Annotated in this window: 26 protein-coding genes and 2 pseudogenes; 19 read left to right on the top strand and 9 right to left on the bottom strand. The window is 71.1% G+C overall.

The features are described from left to right. Positions 1-495: 495 nt before the first annotated feature. The 9 genes from HUV60_RS10995 to HUV60_RS10955 all read left to right on the top strand — a co-directional run bounded on the left by HUV60_RS10995 (position 496) and on the right by HUV60_RS10955 (position 12,012). Entirely contained in the window at positions 496-879 is a 384-nt protein-coding gene (locus tag HUV60_RS10995; protein WP_257847608.1) for a hypothetical protein, read from the top strand. Continuing rightward, the gene (locus HUV60_RS10990; protein WP_269441171.1) at positions 879-3,020 is read left to right on the top strand and encodes an ATP-binding protein; all 2,142 of its coding nucleotides are present in this window, start codon (positions 879-881) and stop codon (positions 3,018-3,020) included. Before HUV60_RS10995 ends, HUV60_RS10990 begins: the two co-directional genes overlap by 1 nt. Positions 3,021-3,057: 37 nt before the next feature. Next, positions 3,058-3,834, top strand: coding sequence for an alpha/beta hydrolase family protein (locus tag HUV60_RS10985; protein WP_257847610.1), 777 nt, complete (start codon positions 3,058-3,060; stop codon positions 3,832-3,834). Beyond that, positions 3,831-5,579, top strand: a complete 1,749-nt coding sequence (locus tag HUV60_RS10980) for a formylglycine-generating enzyme family protein (protein WP_257847611.1) — start codon at positions 3,831-3,833, stop codon at positions 5,577-5,579. Before HUV60_RS10985 ends, HUV60_RS10980 begins: the two co-directional genes overlap by 4 nt. Next, positions 5,569-6,894, top strand: coding sequence for an aspartate aminotransferase family protein (locus HUV60_RS10975; protein ID WP_257847612.1), 1,326 nt, complete (start codon positions 5,569-5,571; stop codon positions 6,892-6,894). Before HUV60_RS10980 ends, HUV60_RS10975 begins: the two co-directional genes overlap by 11 nt. Before the next feature lie 26 nt (positions 6,895-6,920). After that, on the top strand, positions 6,921-7,883 hold the full coding sequence (locus tag HUV60_RS10970; protein ID WP_257847613.1) for a Gfo/Idh/MocA family protein: 963 nt from the start codon (positions 6,921-6,923) through the stop codon (positions 7,881-7,883). 278 nt (positions 7,884-8,161) lie between these two features. Beyond that, complete coding sequence (gene mshB / locus HUV60_RS10965) at positions 8,162-9,052, top strand: N-acetyl-1-D-myo-inositol-2-amino-2-deoxy-alpha-D-glucopyranoside deacetylase (RefSeq protein ID WP_257847614.1); 891 nt, start codon at positions 8,162-8,164, stop codon at positions 9,050-9,052. After that, positions 9,049-9,477 carry a DUF6113 family protein gene (locus HUV60_RS10960; RefSeq protein WP_257847615.1) on the top strand — a complete coding sequence of 143 codons (429 nt, stop codon included), beginning with the start codon at positions 9,049-9,051 and terminating at the stop codon, positions 9,475-9,477. The genes mshB and HUV60_RS10960 overlap by 4 nt, the downstream gene beginning before the upstream one ends. Positions 9,478-9,672: 195 nt before the next feature. Continuing rightward, positions 9,673-12,012, top strand: coding sequence for a hypothetical protein (locus HUV60_RS10955; RefSeq protein ID WP_257847616.1), 2,340 nt, complete (start codon positions 9,673-9,675; stop codon positions 12,010-12,012). A 57-nt stretch (positions 12,013-12,069) separates the two neighbouring features. Here the strand turns inward: HUV60_RS10955 and HUV60_RS10950 are convergent, their stop codons facing one another. From HUV60_RS10950 to HUV60_RS10935, 4 genes and pseudogenes are all read right to left on the bottom strand, one after another. Further along, positions 12,070-12,507: a DUF7144 family membrane protein gene (locus tag HUV60_RS10950; protein ID WP_257847617.1), complete on the bottom strand. Its 438-nt coding sequence runs from the start codon at positions 12,505-12,507 to the stop codon at positions 12,070-12,072. A 38-nt stretch (positions 12,508-12,545) separates the two neighbouring features. Further along, positions 12,546-12,749, bottom strand: a pseudogene (locus HUV60_RS10945) (SHOCT domain-containing protein); the annotation flags it as partial. A 3-nt stretch (positions 12,750-12,752) separates the two neighbouring features. Further along, a pseudogene (locus HUV60_RS10940) lies at positions 12,753-13,034 on the bottom strand (hypothetical protein); the annotation flags it as partial. 17 nt (positions 13,035-13,051) lie between these two features. Further along, positions 13,052-14,110 (bottom strand): GNAT family N-acetyltransferase, encoded by a 1,059-nt coding sequence (locus HUV60_RS10935; protein ID WP_257850092.1) that lies wholly within the window; start codon positions 14,108-14,110, stop codon positions 13,052-13,054. 140 nt (positions 14,111-14,250) lie between these two features. Here HUV60_RS10935 and fdxA point away from each other — a divergent pair, with 140 nt between their 5' ends. Next, positions 14,251-14,568 carry a ferredoxin gene (fdxA, locus tag HUV60_RS10930; RefSeq protein ID WP_055572727.1) on the top strand — a complete coding sequence of 106 codons (318 nt, stop codon included), beginning with the start codon at positions 14,251-14,253 and terminating at the stop codon, positions 14,566-14,568. 122 nt (positions 14,569-14,690) lie between these two features. Further along, a complete protein-coding gene (locus tag HUV60_RS10925) occupies positions 14,691-15,812 on the top strand; it encodes a bifunctional succinyldiaminopimelate transaminase/glutamate-prephenate aminotransferase (protein WP_257847618.1) in 1,122 nt (373 codons plus the stop codon). A 111-nt stretch (positions 15,813-15,923) separates the two neighbouring features. Here the strand turns inward: HUV60_RS10925 and HUV60_RS10920 are convergent, their stop codons facing one another. Beyond that, a complete protein-coding gene (locus HUV60_RS10920; RefSeq protein WP_257847619.1) occupies positions 15,924-16,250 on the bottom strand; it encodes an ATP-binding protein in 327 nt (108 codons plus the stop codon). A gap of 334 nt (positions 16,251-16,584) precedes the next feature. Further along, positions 16,585-17,586: a heavy metal transporter gene (locus tag HUV60_RS10915; RefSeq protein ID WP_443047264.1), complete on the bottom strand. Its 1,002-nt coding sequence runs from the start codon at positions 17,584-17,586 to the stop codon at positions 16,585-16,587. An 81-nt stretch (positions 17,587-17,667) separates the two neighbouring features. Here HUV60_RS10915 and dapE point away from each other — a divergent pair, with 81 nt between their 5' ends. Both dapE and HUV60_RS10905 read left to right on the top strand, forming a co-directional pair. After that, complete coding sequence (gene dapE / locus HUV60_RS10910) at positions 17,668-18,747, top strand: succinyl-diaminopimelate desuccinylase (protein WP_257847620.1); 1,080 nt, start codon at positions 17,668-17,670, stop codon at positions 18,745-18,747. A gap of 163 nt (positions 18,748-18,910) precedes the next feature. Then, positions 18,911-19,669: a TIGR00730 family Rossman fold protein gene (locus HUV60_RS10905; protein ID WP_257847621.1), complete on the top strand. Its 759-nt coding sequence runs from the start codon at positions 18,911-18,913 to the stop codon at positions 19,667-19,669. A 278-nt stretch (positions 19,670-19,947) separates the two neighbouring features. Here HUV60_RS10905 and folP read toward each other — a convergent pair whose 3' ends face one another. Continuing rightward, positions 19,948-20,808, bottom strand: coding sequence for a dihydropteroate synthase (gene folP / locus HUV60_RS10900; protein ID WP_257847622.1), 861 nt, complete (start codon positions 20,806-20,808; stop codon positions 19,948-19,950). A gap of 147 nt (positions 20,809-20,955) precedes the next feature. On the opposite strand from folP, the gene HUV60_RS10895 reads away from it, so the two are divergent. Both HUV60_RS10895 and HUV60_RS10890 read left to right on the top strand, forming a co-directional pair. Beyond that, positions 20,956-21,318, top strand: a complete 363-nt coding sequence (locus HUV60_RS10895) for a DivIVA domain-containing protein (RefSeq protein ID WP_257847623.1) — start codon at positions 20,956-20,958, stop codon at positions 21,316-21,318. Continuing rightward, positions 21,315-21,899 carry a DNA-3-methyladenine glycosylase I gene (locus tag HUV60_RS10890; RefSeq protein ID WP_269441170.1) on the top strand — a complete coding sequence of 195 codons (585 nt, stop codon included), beginning with the start codon at positions 21,315-21,317 and terminating at the stop codon, positions 21,897-21,899. Before HUV60_RS10895 ends, HUV60_RS10890 begins: the two co-directional genes overlap by 4 nt. 54 nt (positions 21,900-21,953) lie before the next feature. On the opposite strand, the gene HUV60_RS10885 is transcribed toward HUV60_RS10890, so the two are convergent. Further along, positions 21,954-22,757 (bottom strand): enoyl-CoA hydratase/isomerase family protein, encoded by an 804-nt coding sequence (locus HUV60_RS10885; RefSeq protein WP_257847624.1) that lies wholly within the window; start codon positions 22,755-22,757, stop codon positions 21,954-21,956. 65 nt (positions 22,758-22,822) lie between these two features. Here HUV60_RS10885 and HUV60_RS10880 point away from each other — a divergent pair, with 65 nt between their 5' ends. Beyond that, complete coding sequence (locus HUV60_RS10880) at positions 22,823-22,987, top strand: hypothetical protein (RefSeq protein WP_257847625.1); 165 nt, start codon at positions 22,823-22,825, stop codon at positions 22,985-22,987. Between the two features lie 151 nt (positions 22,988-23,138). Next, positions 23,139-23,306 (top strand): DUF3117 domain-containing protein, encoded by a 168-nt coding sequence (locus HUV60_RS10875; RefSeq protein WP_003966491.1) that lies wholly within the window; start codon positions 23,139-23,141, stop codon positions 23,304-23,306. Positions 23,307-23,421: 115 nt separating this feature from the next. Here HUV60_RS10875 and HUV60_RS10870 read toward each other — a convergent pair whose 3' ends face one another. After that, on the bottom strand, positions 23,422-24,120 hold the full coding sequence (locus tag HUV60_RS10870) for an O-methyltransferase (protein ID WP_257850096.1): 699 nt from the start codon (positions 24,118-24,120) through the stop codon (positions 23,422-23,424). Between the two features lie 219 nt (positions 24,121-24,339). Between HUV60_RS10870 and sigE the strand changes: the two genes are divergently transcribed. Both sigE and HUV60_RS10860 read left to right on the top strand, forming a co-directional pair. Beyond that, complete coding sequence (sigE, locus tag HUV60_RS10865; RefSeq protein WP_257847626.1) at positions 24,340-25,056, top strand: RNA polymerase sigma factor SigE; 717 nt, start codon at positions 24,340-24,342, stop codon at positions 25,054-25,056. Continuing rightward, a complete protein-coding gene (locus HUV60_RS10860; protein ID WP_257847627.1) occupies positions 25,053-26,057 on the top strand; it encodes an anti-sigma factor family protein in 1,005 nt (334 codons plus the stop codon). The genes sigE and HUV60_RS10860 overlap by 4 nt, the downstream gene beginning before the upstream one ends. Positions 26,058-26,156 lie beyond the last annotated feature (99 nt).

Below are 26,156 nucleotides of genomic sequence, written 5' to 3'. Positions count from 1 at the left end.
GACCAAGGTGCGTAACTGCGACGGCTGCGACCGAGGCTTCCGCGCCCCCGTCCCGGGCCCCGACCGCTGCCGCGACTGCCGTACCGGCCCCAGGGCCACCTGAGGTATTGCCTCCGCCCGGGGGCTGGACAGGAATGTCGGTGAAAACGCGGTAAGAGTTCTGGTCCGCCCCTCTTCGAACGGCCTCCTGTCTCGTCGGTGAAGTGCGAGAAAACGATCCCTCACCGAGTTGTGCCGGTTGGTGACGCAACCCTTGAACCGGCCAATCACCGACATCTATGAGTCGAGTGGGCAGGATGATGAATCCCGGTGATGCGGGACGTGCGAGCTCGACGGTGCGTTCCTGCGGGAGATCAATCAAACGAATTTTTGAAGCGGCAGGCTTTCTAGACCAGCCGGTCGGGGATGTGTAAGCTGCCGGTATGTTTGAGCGCGGCGGATTGCGCACCGCTGAGGGGGCGGGGGATGATCTTGGCCGGGCGTGAGAAAGGGCTCGTGGGTGAGCCCGACGTAGGTCCGCTCGTCCCCATGCTGATGGCTGACTCGTCCTCCCGGATCCTGGCCCGGACGGACGGAATGCTTCACGGGTTCTGCATCCGTGGCCGCAGGGGGATGTTTTCCAAGGAGCATGACGAGTCCCGCGCCTTTGGGCGTACGTGGTGTGATCGCGTCCGCGAGAAGTTCCACTGCGCGGGATTCTTCACCACTGATGAGCTCCCTCGTTACGGGTTGAGCGCAGAGGACAGGGAAACCCTTTTCCGCCTGTACCGGAAGGCGGACATCGAGAGGGACGTGATGGTGCTGCTGACCTATGAAAGGGAACTGGCGCAGCGCATCAGGGCGTTCCTGGCAGCTGAACTCGATCTCCGGGCCCAGTGATGGCGGGAGCGGTCGCCCAGCTCACCCTGGCCTTCGGCAGTCCCGAGGTGTGGGCCGCGTGCATAGCGGCAGCCGGCGGAATCCTTGCCGCTTTGGTTCCGGTGTCCCAGGTGGTGGCCAGGAACCGGCGGGAACGCCGGGCGAGTACACGCAACCACCAGATCATTCTTCCCTCCCGGGTCGGTCTGGTCGACAGGACCAACGAAGTGAGCACCGTGTTGAGGCACCTTCAGCGCGGTGAATTCCTCATCGCCATCGAAGGGGCCATCGGGAGCGGGAAGAGCGCGATCGCCGCCGAGGTCGCCCACCGTCTCGCCGACCGGGTGGGTTCGCCCTCGGGCGGTCCCATGTCGCGCATCGGGAGGCGGTACCAGTGGCTTGCCTGGATCGACGCCCACAACAGCTGCCCGAGTATTGCCGAGGTGGGCAACCAACTGTCCCTGCTCACCGGGGAGCAGAGCCTGGCGACGGCTCCGGAGGAAGACAAAGAAGCTGTGCTGAGGTCTTTTCTGGCGCGGTCGCCCAGCATTCTTGTGATCGACAACGTCAAGCTGACGGCCTCCGGAGCCCAGGAGTTCTCCCGGTTCATGAGGACCCTGCCGAGTGGTTCCATCGCCATCATCAGCTCGAACACACCGGGGCGCTTGAACGCCCCGCGCATCCTCGTCGAGGAGCTTCAACTCGGATTCATGCGTGAGTTACTCATGCGTGAGGCCGAACGGATCGGCGCCCAGAGCATCCTGAACGCCGACGAGGAAACCATCGGAAAGGTGTACCGCATCATCGGGGGCAACCCCCAGGCGGTCGAGTTGTTCGTGCAGGTGTGTTCCCGCCCGCCCGCCACCCTTTCGGGCGTCATCGAGCAGATCTCCTCCGGTGACGGACCTGTTCTGCGTGAGCTCTTCTCGGCTGTATGGGAAGGTCTCTCAGGAGAGGACCGGCTTGTCGTCGTGGCGTGTTCCCTTCTGGAGAGCGAGTCGCTCCTCGAGCATGTCGAAGCGGCTTTGGAGGTCTCCCCCGAGTTGCTGCGCCGGCGTATCGAGTACTTGTGGTCGGACGGGCTCATCACGCGCAGACAGCAAGGCGACGAAGCCTATTACTCCGTCACTCCCATCATGCGCGGCTTCGCCCTGAAGCAGGCCCCGGACACGACCGTCGAGGAAATCCGAAAGCATCTCGCCCGGCACCTGACCCTGAAATACCAGGAAGACTGGGAGGACGCCGAGGGAGCGCTTCCGCACATTTCGGCGACCCGGCAACTGGTGGAGCAGTTGGGTCGCTCCAATGAACTGGAACTCTGTCTCGACCTCTTCGAGGCCAGTCTGGACATCTTCTTCACCTTGGGGCTTTTTGACGACCGGATCCGCCTCGGTTGGATTGCCTATGAAGCCGCCACCGCTCTCGGTGACCCCGAACGGGCTTCCCTGGCTCTCTCCGTCGTCTCCTCCACCCACTCGCTCCGCGGGGAACACGAGCAGGCGGACCATGCCATCGACCTGGGCATGGGCATCGCGACGGCAGCCGGATCGACGCGTGAACGGGCCCGGCAGATTCGGTGCAAGGCATACAACGTCTTCAGGTCCGGGGACGCCGAGCAGGCGCTCCGTATCACCGACGGGGTCGACACGATGGCTCTGGAGGCCGACGACCTCAACAACTTCGTCGACATCGTCGCCCTGCGGTCGGCCGCCCAGTGGCACCTGGGGAGACTGGAGGAGTGCCGGTCGACCGTGGACGTGTTCCTCCACTACTGCCGGGCCATCCCCTGGGAGCGTGCCATCGCGTACCCGGTCAGGGAGAAGGCGGAGCTTTCCATGATGGACCGCTCGTTCCGTGACGCCGACGTCCTGCTCCGGGAGAGCAGGGAAATCGCCCAGAAGTACCGCGACGAAAGGCAACTCGTCCGGATCGCTCTGAGCGAGGTGCGTCTCCACCTGTTCCGGGGGCGCCCCGCCCGCGCCTGGCGACACGGCACCGGCGTCGTCAGGAACGCCCAACGCCTCGGTCTGCTGAGCGAGCGGGAAGAGGCCAGAGCCGTGGTCGTCACGTCGCAGCGGGCGACCTTCCTGCCCTGGAGATGGGTGTCGAAGTTCGTCACGCCGATCCCCCGATTCACCGAAATGACGATCGGCGGCGACTGACCGGTCGCCGTGTACCACTGAGGGAGAGCGAGGAGACATGGACAAGGCGCTTGTGTCCGGGAAGAGGATGATCAGGATCGGAGACGGGGAACTGTGCTCCGAGGTCGTCCTTCCGGAGACCGGGAGCGCCGGCCGGCTGGTGGTGCTGGCCCACGGTGGACCCGGAGGTGTCAAAGAGGGGCCGGCGGATCTCTACGTCGACCTGGCGGACCGCCTGGCCGAGCGCGGCATCGCGTCCGTGCGCTTCGACTTCCTCGGCGCGGGCGAAAGCACCGGGGCCTACGAGGACATGACCATCACCCGACAGGTGGCCGAACTCGGTGCCGTGGTCGACCATGTGCGGTCCGAGCTCCGGCCCTCCTCCCTGGGAATCGTCGGAGAGAGCTACGGCGCCACCATCGCCGTTCTGGGGCTGGAGCAGGCCGACTATGCCGCACTCGTCCTTCTGTGGCCGGCGATCTGGCTTCTGGACAACACCTTCCAGTCCTTCGTCACGCCGGAGAAGATGGAACAGGCCCGACGGCACGGATTCATCGAGGAGGAGGGGGAAAAGGTCGGTCTCGCCTTCCTGAACCAGTTGGTCGAGTTCGACAACGTGAGTGCCGGCCTGCGAGGGAAGCCCCTCCCCACCCTCCTCGTGCACGGGAAGGCCGACCAGGAGGTGCCCTACCAGCAGAGCGTGCGGGCCGCGGAACTCCTGTCGGGGCCCAAGAAGGTCGTCCTCGTACCGGACGGCGACCACTGCCTTGAGCGTCCCGCCGAGCGGGACGTCGTGTACCGGGAGACGGTCGACTGGCTGGTGACCCACGTATGACGCTCGGCGTCCTTCACCTCGAACTGGGCAGCCCGCCCCACCTGCCCCCGTTGGCCGACGAGGACCACGACACCGCACTACGGCATCTGAAACAGTGCCTGACAGATGAATACGGGGCGCGCGTCACGGTTCTGGGAAGCTCCCGCGCCGCGACCCCGAAGCTCCTGACGGAGAACCTTCCGGCCGTCCGCAGCGGCGGGACGCCCCTCTTCGGTGCCGTGCTCCTGCTGTTCCGGTCCTACGTGACGACGTTCGAGCGCGGCGGCGAGGAATTCTGCGCCGTCGCGCTCCGGGACAGCACCCCCGGGCGCCCGGGAAGCATGATGCCTGTGCGCAGGCTGCTGGATTCCGTCGCCGGACTCGTGCCCGAGGCTCCCGTACTGGCGATGCTGGACCTCCACGTGCTGCCCAGCAGTTCCAGGCGCCCGCCGCCCGCCCCGTGCGAGGTGGCCGCCCTGCTGCAAGGCCACGTGACGGACCGCGACGGGCAGGAGACCTGTCTCCTGGCGCGCGTCCAGGGCGGACGGCCGCAGCAGGGACAGGCCCCGGTGGCGCACGCCCTGGACAGGGCTCTGCGGTTCACGGCCGACGGCGGAGCCGCAGCCTCACTGGCGGACATCATCGACAGGTCCCATGCCCACCTCTCCTCGGGCGGCCGGTCCGTCACGGTCCTGCACCGGCCGAGACGTGACGTGGACGTCGTACCGCTGAACAAGGAGCAGCGCCTGTCCGGCCACATCCGGGAGGACCTCTACTCACCGGATCCGGGATCGCGGCTCGACGCCGTCGTCGAGCTGGCGGACCTGGCACGTGAGGGGGAGGCCCACGCGCGCCACTGCCTGGAGGAGATGCGGAAGAACGATCATTCTGCAGAGGTCCGCGCCTTCGCTCTGGCCGTCGATCAAAGCGGGCAGGGTCCCAGTGTCCGCCAGTTGGTCGACTTCGGATTCGTTCCGGCCGCCACCGTGGTGGAGAACACCGGCCCCGTCATGCCTCCGCTGACCGAATGGTTCGACGGCAGAGGGGTCATGGGTGTGGACGCGCCGGTGGGGCAGAGTTTCGAACGGCCGTCACACCGTGTGAGGGTTCCCGCCTTCCGAATAGCCGTGCGGCCGACGACGAACGGGGACTATCTCTCCTACGTGCTCGCCGCGGGAGCCGAACCTCCGGGGCACTGGAGGAGCGGCTGGGTCTTCACCGAAGATGTGAACGACCCGGTGGTCATGGTGTCGTGGTACGAAGCCCGGAGATACTGCCGTTGGCTGACCGCGCAGGCCAGAGCCGAAGGCCTGTTGGACTCTTCTCTGGTAGTCACTCTTCCGAGTGAGGCGCAATGGGAAATCGCTGCCCGGAACGCGAAAGACGACATCCACCCGTGGGGTGACGGTTTCGATCCGCTCCGTTGCAACGTCCGCGCGACAGGGCTGGGCCGGGTGGTGACTCCGGGGTCCTTCTCTCCCGCAGGGGACAGCCGCGCCGGTTGTGTGGACCTGATCGGCAACGTATGGGAGTGGACCAGCAGCGCCTGGGGCCGGTCGGGCCGGCATCCTCATTTCACCTACCCCTACGCCGCCGACGACGGCCGTGAGGACCCGGACACCAGCGGTGATGTCCGCCGTGTCGTCCGTGGCGGTGGCTATTACTACGCCGACGTGTGTGCCAACTCCTACACGAGGAACCGCGTCACGCCGACGGAGCGTCATCCGGCCGGTGGGTTCCGCGTGGCGGTGTGCCGTGAGCAGTGACGCGTTCGAGAGTTCCGCCGAGAGCCCCACGGATGCGCACAGAAGGCGGGAACGGGAACTTCTGGGGCCCGGAATCTCGGCTGCCGTGGACTGGATCGGCATAGTCGTCGCCCGTGCCGAGGGGGCACGTGTCTGGGACACGGAGGGAAAAAGCTACCTCGACTTCATGGGCGGGGCGGGAGTGAACCTGATAGGTCATTCCCACCCACGTCTCGTATCGGCCATCGCACAGCAGTCCCGCGCGTGGATGATCGGCGCGCACGCGTCGAAAGCGCGCTTGGCGCTGCTCGAGAAGCTGTCGGCCGTGCTGCCCGACGACACCATGCAGACGCAGTTCTACAGCGGTGGAAGCGAGGCGGTGGAGGCCGCGCTCCGGCTGGCCAAGTCCGCCACCGGACGTTTCGGGGTTCTGAGCTTCTGGAACAGCTTCCACGGCCGCACGGCGGCCGGCCTGGCGCTGACGCCCGGCGCCCACGGCGGGTACGGACCCGCCGTTCCGGGAGTCACCCACGCCCCTTACGCCGACTGCGCCTCGTGCCCCCTGCGGTTGACCTTCCCGAGCTGTGGCTTCGCCTGTGTGGATCACGCACGCCAGGTGGTGGCCCAGAGTTCGGCGCCGGCACCGGCGGCAATCGTGGTCGAGCCGGTCCAGGGGCGAGCCGGAAACCTCGTCCCCCCTTCCGGATACCTGGCCGCCCTGCGGGAACTGGCACGAGAGCTGGGGGCTCTCCTCGTCGTGGACGAATCGATGACCGGGTTCGGCAGAACCGGGAGAATGTTCGCCGTCGAACACGACGATGTGGTGCCCGACGTACTGATCATGGGGAAGGGGATGGGCGGCGGGTACCCGGTGACGGCTGTCGCCGCCCACCGGGATCTCATGCGAACGGCACCCTTCGGCCTGCCGAGCGGGAGTTCCTCCAGTTTCGGAGGCTTTCCGCTGGCCTGTGCCGCGGCATCGGCCGTACTGGACGTGGTACGTGACGAGCACCTCGTGACCCGCGGCAGAGAAACGGGGAACGCTCTGCTGCGACTGCTCACGTCGGAACTCGGAAACCTTCCGGTTGTGGGCAGGATCCAGGGGCAGGGAATGGCCCTGGGAATCCAGCTGGTCGATCCGCGGTGTCCTCGCACGGCGTTTCCGAGGCCACGGCTCAGGCGTGTGGTGTCACAGCTCGCCCACCACGGGGTGCTTGTCATGGCCGGCGGCAACTCGCTCAGACTGTATCCCCCGCTGAACGTGGGGCTCGAGGACGCCGAACACGCGGTTGCCGTCCTGGGTGGGGTACTCGCCGACTCCGGTCCGGCAACGTGAGAGTGCTGCTGTGCGGATTCGGGCGCATGGGAGAAGCCCACGCCCTCTTCTACCACCGTCATCCACGGGTCCGGGTGGTCGGTGTGGTGGACCCCAGCCGGCAGCGGCTCGCCCGCGCGGGCGCCCTCTTTCCGGAAGCCCGGCTCTTCTCGTCCACCGCCATGGCCACGGTGAGGGCCGACACCGTCGACGTCTGTACCCCACCGGCGTACCACGCCTCTCAGGTGAGGCACTTCCTGCTGCGCGGAGCCCACGTACTCTGCGAGAAACCCGCTGTTCTGGATCCCGAAGAAGGTGTCTCGCTCTCCCGCATCTCCCGGCGCACGGCGAAGACGCTCCACCCGGTTCACAACTACCTCTACTCGCCCACCTTCCGCATCGCACGCGAATTCGCGACGCGCGGCGGGCTCGGTCGGGTGAGGAGCGTCTCCGTCGACGTGCGCCGCACTGATTCGGCGCAGGGGGTGGGAGACTGGCGGCCGCGATGGCGCGAGGAGAGGGAAGTGTCGGGCGGGGGCGTCCTGGTCGATCACGGAACCCACTGGATCTACGTACTGCTGCACCTCCTCGGCCTGCCCTCACGGGTCCGCTGCACACCGGGTCCGCACGGCCCCGTGGACCGGGAAGCGCACCTGTCCATGGAATTCGGCCCGTCGCTCCGGGCGGATGTCCGTGTGAGCTGGGTGTCGCAGGTGCGCGCGAATTCGCTCGTCCTCCGCAGAGAAGGAGGGATTCTCAGTGTTCAGGGGGGCCGGGTGGATGTCCGGACCGAGACGGACACCCGACGGTTCACTGTCTCCGACGACGACTCCCATGCACACATGGAATGGTTCTCGCCGCTGTTCCGCGACTACGAGTTCTTGTGCGAAGGGAGTCCCGGGCCGTCCGTGGAGTGGGGGAGAGCCGTGACCGTCGCACGTGTCCTGCGATGGGCCACGGAGTCCCATACCCGGGGCGGCACGTGGCTGGAATGCGCCGAAATGCCGTGAGGTCGAGGCCGGTCCGCGATGCTGCACGAGGTGGGCGAACCGTTCCGGAGCCGCCCGCTCGCCCGGGCGGCAGGCCGGTGACGGCGGGGACGGTCTTCGACGGCATCGTGACGCCCTCGCGGCCGGGGCGACGGTGGCGAGGCCGCCGTGACGGACGCCATCGACCGGATCGGGCGAATCGCCCTGGCCATCGCGTACGTACTCGACGACGAGACGTGACGGGGGACCCGCGCCGGGAACGCGCCGCGCCCCGGCCGGGCGCCTCGTAGGCTGGTCCCATGACGGAACTGCCCGTCCGGCGGCTGCTGCTGGTGCACGCCCACCCGGACGACGAGTCGATCAACAACGGGGCCACCATGGCCCGCTACGCCGCCGAGGGGGCGCAGGTGACGCTGGTGACCTGCACGCTCGGTGAGCGGGGAGAGGTCATCCCGCCCGAGCTGGCCCACCTGTCCGGTGCCGCTCTCGGACAGCGCCGGATGGGGGAGTTGACCGAGGCGATGCGCGCCCTCGGTGTCGACGACTTCCGGCTGCTCGGCGGCGCCGGGCGCTACAGCGACTCCGGGATGACGGGCCTGCCCGACAACGACGACTCCGGCTGCTTCTGGCAGGCCGACGTCGACCAGGCCGCCGGCCTCCTCGCCGAGGTGATCCTCGAGGTCCGGCCCCAGGTGCTCGTCACGTACGACGAGAACGGCGGTTACGGGCACCCCGACCACGTCCAGGCGCACCGCGTCGCCATGCGTGCCGTCGAACTCGCCGCCGGGGACGGGTGGGACATCCCCAAGGTCTACTGGAACCGGGTGCCCCGCTCCGTCGCCGAGGCCGCCTTCGAGCGGCTGGACGACGCACTGCCCGGACTGCCGTTCGACAAGGCGGGCGAGGTCGGTGACGTCCCCGGAGTCGTCGACGACGAGCTGGTCACCACCGAGATCGACGGCACCGCGTACGCCGCCGCCAAGGCCGCCGCGATGCGCGCCCACGCCACCCAGATCACCGTGGCCGAGCCGTACGCACCGTACTTCGTGCTCTCCAACGAACTTGCCCAGCCGCTGTTCGCCACCGAGTACTACGAGCTGGTGCGCGGTGCGCGGGCCCCCGGCCGGGAGAGCGACCTGTTCGCCGGGGTCGGGGGCGGTACGGCCTCCGGTACGGGGGAGGCCTCGTGAGCGGCCGGACGAACGGGAACGCGCCGGTGCCGGCGCTGGCCCAGCCACTGCGGTTGCCCTCCTTCGGGCGAATCGCCGTCTGCGTGGGGCTGTTCCTGCTCGGCGCCGTGGTCGGAGCGGCCGGGGCGCTGGTGCAGCCCGCGTGGTTCCCGGGCGGGCTGCTGCTCGCCCTCGCCGCCGAGGCCGGACTCTGCCTGGGCGGGGCACTCGCGCTGCGCAGCCGGGCCGGGGCCGCTTCGGCCGCCGGTGGCTGGGTGCTCGTCGCCCTCCTGCTCACCACCAGCCGGCCGGAAGGCGACTTCCTGTTCGCCGCGGGAGCCGGCTCCTACCTCTTCCTGCTCGGCGGCATCGCTGTCGCTGTGATGTGCGCCACCCTCGCCCCGGGGCGGCAACCGGACGGCGCTCCCGACCGACTTGGGAAGTGACGTACCCCTTCGCAGCGGTGCGCGCGTGGGGGTCCGGTGCGGATTTCCGCCACGGTCCGGAGATACCGGCCGGATGGGGCCAGTATGGTGGTGCGCGCGCCGTTGAGCCTCCCCGAACTCCCGGCTCCGGCCGAGGGGGGGAGACCCCCACCGTGAGATCGTGACGGGCGGCGGAGCCAACCAGGAGAACCTGCCTTGAGTCGTGAAACTGACACTCCGTCCAACGGTCCCAACGGGCGCGGCGGAGCCGCATATCCGTCGGGCACCCCGCCCTACGGGATTCCGGCGGTTCCGGGTGAGGCGGCGGCTGCGGGCCGGCCTGCCGAGCAGCGTCCGGGCGACCGCAAGACCGAGACCACGCTGACGACCAGAATCCGGATCAACATCCCCGGTTCCCGTCCCATTCCGCCGGTCGTCGTGCGCAAGACCGTCACGGACGGCGAAGGCACGGTCGGCACCGACACCCAAGGTGCCGACCGGGACCGGGGCGGGGCCAACGCCCAGGCGCCGGCGCCGGGTTCACCCCGGGCGCTGGGTACCGGCCCCGGCTACGGCCCCGGTACCGTCGAGTCTCCCGCCGCGGGCGCTCCGGGCGGCCCGCAGACCGCGCCGCAGCCGTCCGTGCCGCAGCAGGCGGCCCCGCCGGACAAGCCGACCAGCGAGTGGTTCGCGCCGCGCAAGTCCGGTCCGGGCAAGGGCACCGCGGGCGGTGGCTCCGGCAACGGGGCCGGCCCGGCGGGCGGTTCGGTTTCCGCGGGCGGCCCCAGGGCGCTCGGTGCGGGGCCTTCGGGACCGCCCGGTGTCTCCGGCGGCGGTGCGCGTCCGGGCGGACGTCCGCCCGGTGTGGGCGGCGGCATGAGCGTGACGGGCGGCAACGCCCGGCCCGGCGGCCCGGGCGTTGCCGGTGGCACGAACGGTTCCGCACCCGGCGGCGGCAACGGCTCCGGGCTCTCCGGAGCGACCGGCGGGCCGGTCGCTCCGGGGCACGGCGGCGGCACCGGTTCCTTCGACGTGACCGAGGCGCTGGCCGGCGGCCCGCTCGGCAACGGCGGTACGCGTCCGGGCGATCAGCGCCCGGGCGCGGGCGGGAACGGTGGCGGCGAGCCGCGCCTCGAGAGCATGCCGTTCTTCACGGACGACGACCTCGGAGCGCGGAACGGCCAGGAGGGCCGGCCCGCCCACCCCGGCCAGTCGCCGTACGGCGGTCAGGACGGACCCGGTGGTCCTGCCGGTCCCGGTGTCCCGGGTGGTTCCGGTGGCGCCACGACCGGGCCTGCCACCGCCCACCCCGGCCGGCCGGGCCTGCCGCCCGGCAGCGGCCCGCGCGACGCCCGTGGCGGCCCCCACCCCGGTGGCGGGCTGAGCGACGACACCGCGAGTCTCACCCCGCAGCTCCCCGTCCCCGAACAGGGCGCCCCGGGCTACGGAGCCCGCTACGAGAACGTCTCCGGGCAGACCGGCACCAGCGGTGTCCCGGTCGTCCCGGCGAGCGCCTCCTTCGATGCGGGCGACCCCTCCGGCGGCCCCGGTCCGCACACGCCGCCCAGAGTGCCCGACCCGGTCGCCCCGCCCCCGGCGGCCTCCTCGAAGGCGCCGAAGAAGAAGGGCCGCCGCAAGCTCCCCCTGCTCGTCGGCGGCGTGCTCCTGCTCGCCGGTGTCGCCTACGGCGCCGGCCTGCTGATGAACCACTCCGACGTGCCCAAGGGCACCACTGTGCTCGGCGTCGACATCGGCGGCGGCACCCGCGACGAGGCCGTGAAGACGCTCGACCAGGCTCTCGCCGACCGGTTGAACAAGCCGCTCAAGCTGACTGTCGGCGACAAGACCGTCGAACTCGAGCCGGACAACGCCGGACTGCAGTTCGACACCGACGCCACCGTCGGCGCGGCGGCGCGGAGCGACTACAACCCGGTCTCCGTCATCGGCTCCCTCTTCGGCAACAGCCGCGTCGTCGACCCCGTCATCCCCGTCGACGAGGAGAAGCTGCACGCCGCCCTCGAGTCGGCGGGCGGCTCCGGCAACGACGGCACGATCAGGTTCGAGTCCGGCAAGGCCGTCGCCGTCTACGGCAAGCCCGGCTCGGGCATCGACGCCGACGAGTCGACCGCGGCGGTCGAGGAGGCGTACCGGACCCAGGTCGAGACCGGCTCCTCGTCCGCGGTGACGGTGCCGACGGTCACCCAGGAACCCACGGTGTCCAAGGCCGAGGTCGACCGGATGATGAAGGAGTTCGCCGAGCCGGCGATGTCCGGCCTGGTCACGGTCCAGACCGAGACCGGGCAGAGCATCGCCTTCAGCCCGGAGAACTCGCTGTGGAAGTTCCTCGGCGTCAAGGCGCAGGACGGCAAACTGGTCGAGTTCTACGACCGGAAGGCGCTGCAGGAGCTCTACGGGGACGTCTTCGACGGCGTGCTCATCACCCGCGGCAACGGGGAGAAGACCCCCGTCACCGTCGAGGACGTGATCGGCGCCCTGCGCCCGGCGCTCCAGAGCACCAGCGACCGCGTCGCCGTGATCGAGACCGACCCCAGCTGAAGCCGGGCCGGCCCCGATCCGCCGACCGGGCCCCGCACGACACCCGTCGTGCGGGGCTCAGGTGTCCCCACGCCGCACCGTGCACAGCGCCCAGATCATGACGCCGGAAAGGGCGATCATCACGACCGACCAGACCGGGGCGTACGGCAGGGAGACGAAGTTGGCGATCATGATGAGCCCGCCGACCGCCACTCCGGCCACCCGTGCCCACGTGCCGGCCTGGAACAGCCCCACGCTGATGAGCACGGCCGGCGCCCCCAGGGCCAGGTGGATCCAGCCCCGGGCCGTGAGGTCGAACGCGAAGACGTAGTTCCCCGTGGCCACGAAGACGTCGTCCTCGGCGATTCCCGAGATGCCCCGGACGATGTTCAGGATTCCGGCGAGCATCAGCATGACGCCGCCGAAGACGGTCGGCCCGCCGGCCCACTCGTGGTTGGCGGAGGATGTGTGCGCACGTGTCCGCACCTGTGCCTGATGGGCATGAGCCGAAGCCATGTCGTCGTCCCTCTCGTTCGTCGTACGGGTGTGTGCGGTCAGCGGGTGTGTCCCGTGCCGTGGCCGCCGAGCACCAGTTCCTTGGCCCGGTCGAACTCCTCGTCGGTGAGGTCGCCGCGCGAGCGGAGCTCGGCCAGCCGACGCAGTTCGTCGACGGTGGCGGCCTGCCCGCCGCGGCCCGCCGCGGTCTCCCGCACGTAGCGGTCGAACGCCTCCTGCTGCGCCCGTGCCTGCGCGATCTCCTAGTCGCCCGGGGTGCCGTGGAAGCCGTACCGCTCACCCAGCAGCTCCCGCAGCGCCGACGCCCACGCGCGCGGGGCGCCGGGCCGGCAGGGGAGGCGGCCGGCCAGCGCGTCCAGTTCGATCTGGGCGGCGTCGATGCCTGCCTCGTCCAGCGTGCCGTCCGCCTCCGCGCCGATCAGCAGACACAGCGTGGAGAGATCCGGCCGCTCGGACCGGGCCTCCTCGGTGAACCGCCGCCGCAGCTCGGCGGAGCGTTCCGGGGGCGGGGGATGGGGGGCGCGCATGACCGGTTCGTGCCCTCTCAGGGCGACCCGTCACCGGCCGGAGCCGGCGACCGGGGCGCGCGGTAGTGGTGGTAGGCGTGATGCACGGCGAAACCCATCCTGTCGTACAGGGCGCGCGCTCCCGCGTTGTCCTCCTCCACCTGGAGCCAGGCGGCCGACGCACCCTCATCGAGTGCCCGCCGGGCCAGCGCGGCCATCACGGCGGTCGCGAGCCCGCGTCGCCGCAGCGCCGGGTCCACCTCGACGGCCGCGAAACCGGCCCACCGCCCGTCCACGACACACCGCCCGATGGCCGCGGGGCCGCCACCGGCGTCCTCGGCGTCCCCCGGCACGGTCGCGAACCACACCGACGGGCCGCTGCCCAGTACCTTCAGGGCGACCTCGCTCAGGCCCCGGCGCCGGTAGCGCGTCAGCCACGCCTCGTCGGCCTCCCGGGACAGGACGACGTCCGTCCCGGCGCATTCCGTGCCGGACGGCGCCGGTCCCAGGTCGGCGACCTGCGCGAGACCGCCGACCCACAGCTCGGCGGTCACCTCCCGCACCCAGCCCCGCCGCTCCAGCTCCGCGCCCAGTGCCTCCTGCGTCCCCTCGGCACCGGTCGCCGTCTGCACGTAGGCGGGCAGCCCGCGCCCGGCGTACCAGCGGCGCACGGCCGTCAGCGCCTCGTCCAGCTCCACGCCCGGGTCGCCGAGCGGCAGCACCGAGTTGGCCCGGCGGGTGAACCCGGCCGCCGCCCTCAGCTCCCACGGGCCCAGCGACTCGCTCTCCACGGGCCGCCACGCCCGCGCGGCGACCCGTGCCAGTTCCCCGTACGAGGCGGCCGGGCCGCGTCGGCGGGCCGGTGCGGACGCGACCACCTTGCCCGCGACCAGTGCGGACTCCCTCACGAGCACGCTCTCGCCGTTCTTCCGTGTGATCCGCAGCACGCCGCTGTCCCATGATGTGAGAACTCCGACGGTGTCGGTGAACTTCTCACCCGGGGGACCATGTTCGATCAAGCTCCGTACGGAGACCCGTTTACCCACGTCAGCAGTGGTGATGCGGACCTCGAGACGCCCGGCGGCGGATATTTCCACAGGTCGGTTCACCCCTCCTGTTCGGATCATGCCCAGGAACGGAGATACTAGAGGCGGGCATCGACGACGCCGCGCTCCCGCGCGCCGGGCGGCGGAGCCTGAGGAGGCCCGCCAGCGCCCTATCGAGGAGGAACGACAGCGTGACCTACGTCATCGCGCAGCCTTGTGTCGACGTGAAGGACAAGGCGTGCATCGAGGAATGCCCGGTCGACTGCATCTACGAGGGCCAGCGGTCCTTGTACATCCACCCGGACGAATGCGTCGACTGCGGCGCCTGTGAACCGGTCTGCCCGGTCGAGGCCATCTTCTACGAGGACGACACTCCCGAGGAGTGGAAGGACTACTACAAGGCCAACGTCGAGTTCTTCGACGACCTCGGCTCGCCCGGCGGCGCCAGCAAGCTCGGGCTGATCGAGCGCGACCACCCGTTCATCGCCGCGCTGCCGCCACAGGCGTAAGCATTCGGGCGGCCCCAAGCGGCCCCCGCCCGCGCCGCCCGGTCCCGTACGGCCTGATCACCCACCGATCGGCGCCGCGCGGGGCCGAGGCGTTTGCCGTACCAGAAAGGGAGCGAGAACCCGTGTCCGCAGTCTCCGACCGGCTGCCCACCTTCCCCTGGGACAAGCTGGAGCCCTACAAGAAGACGGCCGCCGCGCACCCCGACGGCATCGTCGACCTCTCCGTCGGAACCCCCGTCGACCCGGTCCCCGAGCTGATCCAGAAGGCCCTGATCGCCGCTGCGGACTCCCCGGGCTATCCCACGGTCTGGGGCACCCCGGAACTGCGCGACGCGCTCACCCGCTGGGTGGAGCGCCGCCTGGGCGCCCGTGACCTCACCCACCACCACGTGCTGCCGGTCGTCGGATCCAAGGAACTGGTCGCCTGGCTCCCCACCCAGCTGGGCCTCGGCCCCGGCGACCGGGTGGCATACCCCCGCCTGGCCTACCCGACGTACGAGGTCGGCGCACGCCTGGCCCGCGCGGAGTACGAGGCGTACTCGCTGGCACCAGGCGCTGACGCGCCGGGCCCGACCGAGCTGGACCCGGCCGGCCTGAAGCTCCTCTGGCTGAACTCCCCGTCCAACCCCACGGGCCAGGTGCTCTCCAAGGCGGAGCTGACCCGCGTCGTCGCCTGGGCCCGCGAACACGGCGTCCTCGTCCTCTCCGACGAGTGCTACCTCGAACTGGGCTGGGACGCCGACCCGGTCTCGGTGCTGCACCCGGACGTCAACGGCGGTTCGTACGACGGCATCGTCGCCGTTCACTCGCTGTCCAAGCGGTCCAACCTCGCGGGTTACCGCGCCGCCTTCCTGGCCGGAGACCCCGCCGTCCTCGGCCCGCTGCTGCAGATCCGCAAGCACGGCGGCATGATGACCTCGGCGCCCACCCAGGCGGCCGTGGTGGCGGCCCTGGGCGACGACGACCACGTCCGCGTCCAGCGCGAGCGCTACACGGCCCGCCGCACCGCCCTGCGGATGGCCCTCCTCGGACACGGCTTCCGCATCGAGCACAGCGAGGGCGGGCTCTACCTGTGGGCCACCCGCGACGAGTCCTGCTGGGACACCGTCGCCCGCCTCGCCGAGCGCGGCATCCTGGTCGCACCGGGCGACTTCTACGGCCCGGCCGGCGAGCGGTTCGTACGCGTCGCCCTCACCGCCACGGACGAGCGGGTACGGGCGGGGGTGGAACGCCTGAAGGCGTGACGCGGGGGAGCGGAGACACGAAAGCCGTCGGGGCCCAGGAAAAACCTGGGCCCCGACGGCTTTCGTGCGGTTCGGGTGGAGTCGGCCGGTTTTCCGTGATCCGGGGGGGGGTCAGCCGAGCGGCAGTGCGGTGGCCGGGAGGGTCCGGGCGGCCGGCACGCCGGCCAGGCTGACGGCGTCGGCCGGCAGCGCGTCTCCGGCGGCCTGCTCGAGTGCCTGGCCTCCGGCGTTGCCCGTGGTGTCGGTGACGGTGTGCGCCGCGTCGTCCACGGTGCCGGCCGCGCCGGCCTCGTCCAGGACGGTCAGGCCGCCGACGCTCGGGGTGATCGGCAGCTCGGGGGCCGCGCAGGCGGAACCGGCCGCACCGACCCCGGCGGCCGCTCCGGCGGCGACAAGCAGCGTGGCACGGGCGATCCGACGGGTCAGGGGGAGGGACATGGTGCTCCTTCGGCGGGAGAGAACGATGAGACGTTCAGCCGGACCCGGTGATCGGCCTCCGGGCTCGGACGCAGTGACTACCGCTCGAAGGGCAGGAAGGTTGCGGTGCGGCGCCGTAAAGAGTTGGCAATGCGTCGCATTGTCGGCTACACCGAAAAGCGGACGAACGGTACGTCGTTCGATGGGCTGCCGAATGGTTACGGCGCCCAAGCCCCAAGGGGTGGGCCGAACCGTGGGTGAGAACGCGAAACCCGCTCGTCTCGTCAAGGGGCCGACCCCCGGGGCAACCCCTGGGGGTGAGCCATCGGGCAACTGTGCGGACGGGTTCTGCGGACTACTGCGCGGTCGTGATCCGGACCGCGTCCGCCCCACGGTCCGCACCGCCGTCCGAGCCCGCGGAGTTCTTGCCGTCCTCGTCGTCGATCGGGCTCCAGCGGTCGCCGTCGTCCCCGGCGGTCCACTCCTCCCCCGCGTACGACACCCGCTCGATGTGCAGCGCGGAGGCGTTGGCCACGGCCCAGTGCGCCAACTGCCAGCCCCGGTCCCCGCCCTTCCGGCCGGGATCCGCCTCGGTGGAGACCGGCAGCGTCATGGTCCGCCCGTCCGGGCCGGTGTCCTTGTCCCCGGGAGCGGAGGAGGAGCGCGCCGGGTCGCCGACCTCGGCACCGGCCGGCTCCAGGGCGTCCTGCCCGAAGTCGCGGGCCAGCGCGTCCCGTACCGCGTCCGTCCCCGCCGCGCGGGTCGCCGCCGGGCGGCCCGCGCAGGTCAGGGTGGCCGCCGAGCGGCGGCCGGTGAGAGCGGCGGCCAGCAGAGTGGCGTCCGGCTCGTGCTTGGCGTACGCCTGCGGGAAGCCGCTGAGCTGCACCCGCTGGGCGGCGACGGTGAGCGGCAGCCGGGTGTACCCCGGTACCTTCTCCAGACCGTCGTAGAACTTCCCCGCCGAGTACGCCGGGTCCATGATCTCCTCCGGCGCGCCCCAGCCCTGCGAGGGCCGCTGCTGGAACAGGCCGAGCGAGTCACGGTCCCCGAAGTCGATGTTGCGCAGGGCCGACTCCTGGAGGGCGGTCGCCAACGCGATCGTCACGGCCCGCTCGGGCAGGTCGCGCGCGGTGCCCACGGCCGTGATCGTCGCCGCGTTCACCGCCTGCTCGGGCGTGAACTCGTACGTGGCCCCGTCGCCCTTGGCGGACACGGCCCGGCAGCCCGGCCCGCTCTGGCCGCCCCCGGTGTCGTACCGGACCACCAGGTAGCCGGCGACTGCGAGGAGGGCCACGGAGGCCGCCCCGAAGCGGAGGAAGCGGCCGCGACGCTTGGAAGGAGACGGTGACTCTGACACGCGTACAAGGTACTGGAGAGTACGAGGCGTGTGTGCCGGGTGCGGACAGTGCGCCCGGACCAGCGCGTTAGGGTCGTCGGCATGGCCGACACCCCGCTTGACCTCACCCTGGACGCGGCGCTTCTGACCGCGCGGCTCGTCGACTTCCCCTCCGTCAGCGGCGCGGAGAAGCCGCTCGCGGACGCGATCGAATCCGCCCTGCGCCCCCTGCCGCACCTCACGGTCGACCGGTACGGCAACAACGTCGTGGCCCGTACCAACCTGGGGCGCGAGGAGCGCGTGATCCTCGCCGGACACATCGACACGGTCCCGATCGCGGACAACGTCCCCTCCCGGCTCGACGAGGACGGCGTGCTGTGGGGCTGCGGAACCTGCGACATGAAGGCGGGCGTGGCCGTCCAACTGCGCATCGCGGCCACCGTCCCCGCACCCAACCGGGACCTGACCTTCGTCTTCTACGACAACGAGGAGGTCGCCGCGGACCTCAACGGCCTCAAGCACGTCGCCGAGCAGCGTCCCGACTGGCTGGAGGGCGACTTCGCGGTCCTCCTCGAGCCCTCCGACGGCCAGGTCGAGGGCGGCTGTCAGGGCACGCTCCGGGTGCTCCTGAAGACCACCGGCGAGCGCGCCCACTCCGCGCGCGGCTGGATGGGCTCCAACGCGATCCACGCGGCGGCCCCCGTCCTGGCCCGCCTCGCCTCTTACGAGCCGCGCCACCCGGTGATCGACGGCCTGGAGTACCGCGAGGGCCTGAACGCGGTGGGTATCTCCGGGGGCGTGGCCGGCAACGTCATCCCCGACGAGTGCGTCGTCGCCGTCAACTTCCGCTACGCCCCCGACCGCTCGGAGGCCGAGGCGCTCGCCCACGTCCACGAGGTCTTCGCCGACTGCGGCGTGGCCGAGTGCGTCGTCGACGACCACAGCGGCGCGGCACTGCCCGGTCTCTCCCACCCGGCCGCGGTCGCCTTCGTCGAGGCGGTGGGCGGCACCCCCCAGCCCAAGTACGGTTGGACGGACGTCTCCCGCTTCTCCGCGCTCGGCGTCCCGGCCGTCAACTACGGTCCCGGCAACCCGCACTTGGCGCACAAGCGGGACGAACGCGTGGAGACGGCGAAGATCATCGCGGGAGAGGAGCGGCTGCGGACCTGGCTGACGGCATGAGCGCTCCGCCCGGTCAGGGTGTTGGGAACGCTTTTCTGCGGACATGCTGACGTCCCCCCAGACGCAACCCGCGTGGATTTACGCTGAAGCTGAAGTGGAACGACCTCTCCTCCGGACCTCGGCATCCCCCGAGCGGGGGAGACCGCAACCGGAGGGAGCACATATGGCTACTGGCAACCCCGAGGGCAGGCAGAGCCCACCGGAGGAGCGGCGGCTGGGTCCGGTGCTCCGCAGGCGGGACCAGGTCCAGGCGAGCACCACGGACCAGCGGCTGCTGGACGGGCGCGCACCCTCGGACTGGGTGCACACCGACCCCTGGCGGGTGCTGCGCATCCAGTCGGAGTTCATCGAGGGCTTCGGCACCCTCGCCGAGCTGCCGCCCGCCATCAGCGTCTTCGGTTCGGCCCGCACCCCGGTGGACTCGCCGGAGTACGAGGCCGGCGTCCGACTCGGCCGGGGCCTGGTCGAGGCGGGGTTCGCCGTCATCACCGGCGGCGGCCCCGGGGCCATGGAGTCGGCCAACAAGGGCGCCTGCGAAGCCAACGGCGTCTCGGTCGGCCTCGGCATCGAGCTGCCCTTCGAGCAGGGGCTCAACAGCTACGTCGACATCGGCCTGAACTTCCGGTACTTCTTCGTCCGCAAGCTGATGTTCGTCAAGTACTCACAGGGCTTCGTCGTCCTGCCCGGCGGCCTCGGCACCCTCGACGAGCTCTTCGAGGCACTGACCCTGGTCCAGACGCAGAAGATCACCCAGTTCCCCATCGTCCTGTTCGGCACCGAGTACTGGGGCGGTCTGGTCGACTGGCTGCGCCACACGGTCATCGCCCAGGGCAAGGCAGCCGACCAGGACCTCCTCCTCATCCACGTCACGGACGACGTGGACGAAGCGGTGGCCCTGGTCTCGAAGGAAGCGGGCCGCTGAGAACGACCTTCCGACCGGCCGGGTGGCGGCGGGGGCGTGCGTTCTTCGGACCGCTTTCCGGCCGCCCGGGTACCGGTGCGGGCCCGGGCTGTCTGCGGGCCCCTCCTGACCGACCGAGTGCGGGCGCGGGCGGGCGCGGCCTCCGGGGCACCTTCCGACCGGCCGAGTCGGGTGAGGGGTGGGCGGAGGCCGGGGTCCGGGGCAGAGCCCCATGCCCGGACGCCGGGGCGACGCCGACGAAGTGGACGCAGGGGCAGAACCGTCCCCGGGACGGAGCCCTACGCCAGCCCCCGCCGGGCCACCGCCGGCGGGCGGCGGCCCGCGATCGACGCCACCATGTCCAGCACCTGCCGCGTCTCCGCCACCTCGTGCACCCGGTACACCCGCGCCCCCAACCACGCGGACACCGCGGTCGTCGCCAACGTCCCCAGCAGCCGCTCCTTGACCGGCCGGTCCAACGTCTCACCGACGAAGTCCTTGTTGGACAGCGACACCAGCACCGGCCACCCGGTGGCGACCATCTCGTCCAGCCGCCGCGTCGCCTCGAGGCTGTGCCGGGTGTTCTTGCCGAAGTCGTGCCCGGGGTCGATCATCACCGACTCCCGCGGCACGCCCAGGGAGACCGCACGCTCCGCCAGCCCCAGCGTCCGGTCCAGGATGTCGGCCATCACGTCCTCGTACTCCACCCGGTGCGGCCGGGTCCGCGGCAGGGCGCCTCCCGCGTGGGTGCACACCAGTCCGGCGCCGTACCGCGCGGCGACCTCCGCGAGCAGCGGATCGACCCCGCCCCAGGCGTCGTTCAGCACGTCCGCCCCCGCCTCGCACACGGCCTCGCCGACCTCGTGCCGCCAGGTGTCCACACTGATCACGACGTCCGGGAAGCGCCGCCGCACCCCGGCGACGAAACCGACCGTCCGCCGGGCCTCCTCCTCGGCGGACACCTCCTCGCCCGGCCCGGCCTTCACCCCGCCGATGTCGATGATCGCGGCGCCCTCGGCCACCGCCCGCTCCACGCGCGCGAGCGCCGGTTCGTCGCGGAAGGTCGCGCCCCGGTCGTAGAAGGAGTCCGGGGTCCGGTTCACGATCGCCATGATCACCGGCTCGTGCGGTGCGAATTCCCGCCTGCCCAGCCTGAGCATCCCCTGAGACCTCTCCTCGTTCGGTTCCTCGTCGGGTCCGGTCCGCGGCCGTCCCCGGCTGCCCGTGATCCCGACTGTCAGACTCGCATGGCACGATCGGAGCCACACATCCGACTCCGGCCCGATCCAACCCTGGGGACCTCAGCGATGGTTATGTTCTTGTTCCTGGTCGTCGCGCTCGCCGTCGTGGTCGCCGCGGTGACCCTCGCGGTGGTGGGCGGCGGTGAGAGCGGCCCGCTGCCCGACGCGGCCCCCGACCGTCTGAGGGACACCCTGCCGCTGGACCGCCCGGTCGACCGCGCGGACGTGGACGCCCTCCGCTTCCCGCTCGCAGCCCGCGGCTACCGCATGGCCGACGTGGACGACGCGCTGAGCCGCCTCGGCGCCGAACTCGCAGAGCGCGACGCCCGGATCGCCGACATGGAGGCCGCGCTGGCCGGTGCCCGTGCCGTCGCGGCCCGCATCGCCCCGGACGAGCCCGCCGCCCGCCAGGAGGGAGACCGGACGTGACCGACGGAGCCGCCCTTCCCGGCCCGGACGGCGCCCCGCGCTGTCCCTGGGCCCTGTCCGCCGAGGACTACCTCGCCTACCACGACGAGGAGTGGGGCCACCCGGTCCACGGGGACGACGCCCTGTTCGAGCGGCTCAGCCTGGAGGCCTTCCAGTCCGGCCTGTCGTGGATCACGATCCTGCGCCGCCGTCCGGGCTTCCGTACCGCCTTCGCCGGCTTCCGGATCGCGGCCGTCGCGGAGTTCACCGACTCCGACCGGGAGCGTCTGCTCGCCGACGCCGGCATCATCCGCAATCGCGCCAAGATCGACGCGACCCTGGGCAACGCGCGGGTACTGGCCGGATGGGCGCCCGGCGACCTGGACACCCTGATCTGGTCGCACGCCCCCGACCCGGACGGCCGCCCGGCTCCGGTGACGCTCGCCGACGTCCTCCCGGTCACCCCCGAGTCGACGGCGCTGTCCAAGGCCCTGAAGAAGCAGGGCCTGCGCTTCGTCGGCCCGACCACGGCATACGCGCTGATGCAGGCCTGTGGCCTGGTCGACGACCACCTGAAGGACTGCGCGGCCCGACAGACCTGAGCCGCGGAGGCGGGCAGACCACGCGGCGGGCCGCCCGGGATCCCGCCCCCTCGGTCAGCGTCCCTGGTACTTCGGCTTCTCCTTGTTGACGAAGGCCTGCACGGCGATCGTGTGGTCCTCGGAGGCACCCGCCCGGGTCTGGAGCTCGTCCTCCTTCGCCAGGGCCTCCTCCAGGGAGTGGGTGAGCCCGTACGCCACCGACTCCTTCAGCGCCGCGTACGCCACCGTCGGCCCCGCGGCCAGCGCCCGCGCCGTCTTCCGAGCCTCCGCGCGCAGCTCGGCGGCCGGGACCAGCCGGTTCGCGATCCCGAGGTCGTACGCCTCCTGGGCCGTGATGCTGCGGGGGAAGAGCAGCAGGTCGGTGGCGCGGCTCGGGCCGACGACCCGCGGCAGCGCCCAGGAGATCCCGGAGTCGGCGGTCAGCGCGACTCCCGCGAACGACGTGTTGAACGCCGCCGTGTCGGCCACGATCCGGTAGTCCGCCGCCAGGGCGAAGCCGAAGCCCGCTCCGGCCGCGACCCCGTTCACCGCGGCGACCACCGGCTTCGCGGCCCCGGCGAGCGCCATCACGATCGGGTTGTAGTGCTCGCGCACCGTGCTCATCGTGCGGTCGCCGCTGTCCTCGCGGTCGGCGGCCAGCAGCCCGATGTGCTCCTTGAGATCCTGCCCGACGCAGAACGCCCGGTCACCGGCGGCGGTCAGCAGCACGGCTCGTACGCCGTCGTCGTCCGCCGCGGACCGGACCGCGTCCCGGAGCGCGACCTTCGCCGCCACGTTCAGCGCGTTCATCGCCTCCGGGCGGTTCAGCGTGATGGTCGCGAGTCCGTCGTTCACCTCGTAGAGCACGGTGTCGGCCATGGTGTATCCCTCCGCGTCGCGGCTCGTGGACCTACCCGTCAGTACGTCCTTGTGCAGGACACAGCATGACGGAGATCGACGGCGGTGGAACGGAGCCCGCATGTGACCTGCGTCAAAGAATTCCGGGGCGTTTTTTGTCGGTGGAGCGGTGCGCGGTGGCGCAGTATCGCAGTCACATCGCCGAATTGAGTGGTTTTGCTCGCGCGCGTTGCCCAAGCGATGCCGGCTGATGTTGGTCATCGGGTCCTGAGATGCGGGATAATGGCCTGGAAGCAATGTGTTCGATGCCGGTGGCGTGTGTCCTGCTTCAAGGACCGCAGGTGCCCTTCAGTGGGCCGTCGGCTTAGACGGTTGAGCTGGGTTTCAGGAAGGGGAACGAGCATGGCGGCCATGAAGCCGCGAACGGGTGATGGCCCGCTCGAGGTGACCAAGGAGGGGCGGGGCATCGTCATGCGCGTTCCGCTCGAAGGCGGCGGTCGGCTCGTCGTCGAGCTGACCCCGGACGAGGCCGATGCGCTCGGCGACGCCCTCAAGAAGGTCGTCGGCTGACGCACAAGCGGCCATACCCTTTCAGTCGCCCCCGTGCCGCATGCGGCACGGGGGCGACTGTCTGTACAGGTCAGGGGCACAGTGAGGTCCACTGACCCGCCTCCTCCGATGCCCGCTACCGCTTCACCGCGCAGAGCAGTCCGTCACCCACGGGCAGCAGGGACGACACCATCTCCTGGCTCTCGCGCAGGGCCCGCACCAGTTCCCGCAGCCGCAGCACCTCGGTGGGCTGTGGGCCGGAGTCCACCGTCCGGCCGTTCGCGAAGACCCCTTCGAAGGCGACCAGGCCTCCCGGACGCAGCAGACGCAGCGATTCGGCGAGATAGTCCTGGTACTCGAGCCGGTCGCCGTCGCAGAAGACGAGGTCGTAGCCGGAGTCCGCGAGACGGGGCAGGACATCCAGTGCCCGGCCCGGGATGAAGCGGGCCCTGTTGGCGGCGAAGCCCGCCGTACGGAAGGACTGACGGGCCGACTGCTGGTGCTCCGGTTCCTGGTCGACCGTGGTCAGCACGCCGTCCGGCCGCATACCGTGCAGCAGGTGGATCCCGGAGACGCCGCAGCCGGTGCCGATCTCCGCGACCGCCTTGGCGTCCACGGTGGCCGCGAGCAACCGCAGGGCCGCACCCGTACCGGGCGACACCGAGCGCAGCCCTGCCTCACGGGCCCGGTCCCGGGCCCAGTGCAGCGCCTCGTCCTCGGCGACATAGGCGTCCGCGAACGCCCAGCTCGTCTGCCGGTTGGCGGTAATGACCCTCTCCTGTCCCCGTGGTTGCCTCGGCGTGACTTTATCCGTTGGCGCCGGGAACCCACTGATGGGACCAGTCGTTCAAAGGGAAGAGTGAGCGGCGTGTGCCGTGGAGGGGGTGGGCGGATGAGCGGGGACACCGAGCAGGTGCTGGCGCAGGCCCACGAGCCGTGGCAGCCCACATCAATTTCTCGTAAAACCGCTTATCCGGAGCTAACGGGCGAGGTGGCTATGGTAGGGGCTCCACCGGACGCCATCAGAGCCGACAGGGGAGGTGCGGCTGCGCCTATGGATCGGGGGGGAGTGCTGAGGCGCTTCCTCGGATCGGCGGGCAGGCCGAAATCCGTGAACGACACCGCTGCTGACCACAGTCACGCCGCTGACCCGGCCCAGACCGCGGGCTTCTCCACCGACGCGGACGGGCAGGCGTGGACTCCGCCCACGTGGGAGGAGATCGTCAGCATGCACAGCGGCCGGGTCTACCGGCTTGCCTACCGCCTCACCGGCAACCAGCACGACGCGGAGGACCTCACCCAGGAGGTCTTCGTCCGCGTCTTCCGCTCGCTGTCGACGTACACGCCGGGCACCTTCGAGGGCTGGCTGCACCGTATTACCACCAACCTCTTCCTGGACATGGTGCGCCGCAAGCAGCGCATCCGTTTCGACTCGCTGGGCGACGACGCGGCCGAGCGGCTCCCCAGCAAGGAGCCCACACCCCAGCAGGTCTTCAACGACACCCACTTCGACGCGGACGTCCAGCAGGCCCTCGACACGCTCGCGCCCGAATTCCGTGCCGCGGTCGTCCTCTGCGACATCGAAGGACTGTCGTACGAGGAGATCGCCGCGACTCTCGGCGTCAAGCTCGGCACGGTCCGGTCCCGGATCCACCGCGGGCGCTCCCAGCTGCGCAAGGCCCTCGCCCACCGCTCGCCCCAGGCGCGCGCGGAGCGCCGCTCCTTCATGCCGCGTGTTCCCGCACTGGGGGGAGGGGGCACGAGCACGTGAGCGGTTCACGGCCGAAACCTGCCGAGGCACACCTCGCAGAGCAGCACCTGGGAGACCGCCTTTCCGCCCTGGTGGACGGAGAGCTCGGTCATGACGCGCGTGAGCGCGTACTGGCGCACGTCGCCACCTGTGCGAAGTGCAAGTCGGAGGTGGACGCGCAGCGCCGCCTGAAGAGCGTCTTCGCACAGGTCGCGCCCCCGCCCCCGTCCGAGAGCTTCCTGGCCCGTCTCCAGGGCCTTCCTGCAGGCGGTGACCTCGGCGGCCCGCCGCCGGCCGGCAACGGACTGCCGGGCGACCCGCCCGTGCAACTCGGCGGGACGCCCGGAGCCTTCGGGCCCGGCGGCGGGCGCGGCGAGCGGTTCGAGTTCGCCTACACACCTGCCCGGCGGTCCTCCCCTCTGCTCGCGTCCCCGTTGGGCGTGGACCGGGCGGACCGGAGCTTCCGTATCCATGACGTCAGCCGGCACGAGCAGGACCGGTCCTCCCCACGCGGAATGCGGTTCGCCGCGGCGGCGGCGGGAGCGGTGTCCCTCGCGGCGATCGCCCTCGGCGGCGTCGCCGCCGTCACCCCCACCGACGCGGAGGTCCGTGGTCCGGGCAACGGCAGCAACGTGACGCCGCTGCGCAGCCAGGGCAGCACGGCGGCGACAGCGCCCGAGTCGCAGCGACGCCGGGGTGCGGTCCCGCTGCTGGGTCAACTGCACGGGCAGAGCGCGCTGGGCGACGCCCCGGCCGCCCCGACCCGTACGTCCGCGCCGCTGCTCCCCGGGGTGTCACCGCCCGCCCCCCGGCACGACAGCCCTCTGGCGGCCGCCCCCGTCATGGTCGGCGGGGCGCCCATGGCCCCGCTGACAGCGCCGCTGGTCCTGTCGGAGTGGGAGACGGCCCCGGGGCTCAAGACCCCCGGCGGTTTCCCCGCCGCCGCAGTCTCGTCGCCTCCCGTCCCCACCGGCGCGACCGCGGCGCCCGCCCCCGTCGCCTCCTCCCGCACCATCCGCTGACCGGTGCACCGACCGCGTCCGCTGCGCACGGGCGTGCGAACCTGATTGAATCCAGGGGCGCGCCCGGGCCCGTGCGGCCGGGCGCCACACCAGGAGAGT

This window comes from Streptomyces sp. KMM 9044, from assembly GCF_024701375.2.
Lineage (GTDB): Bacteria > Actinomycetota > Actinomycetes > Streptomycetales > Streptomycetaceae > Streptomyces.
Note: the sequence above shows the minus strand (reverse complement) of the source record. Positions and strands in the feature narration are given on the sequence as shown.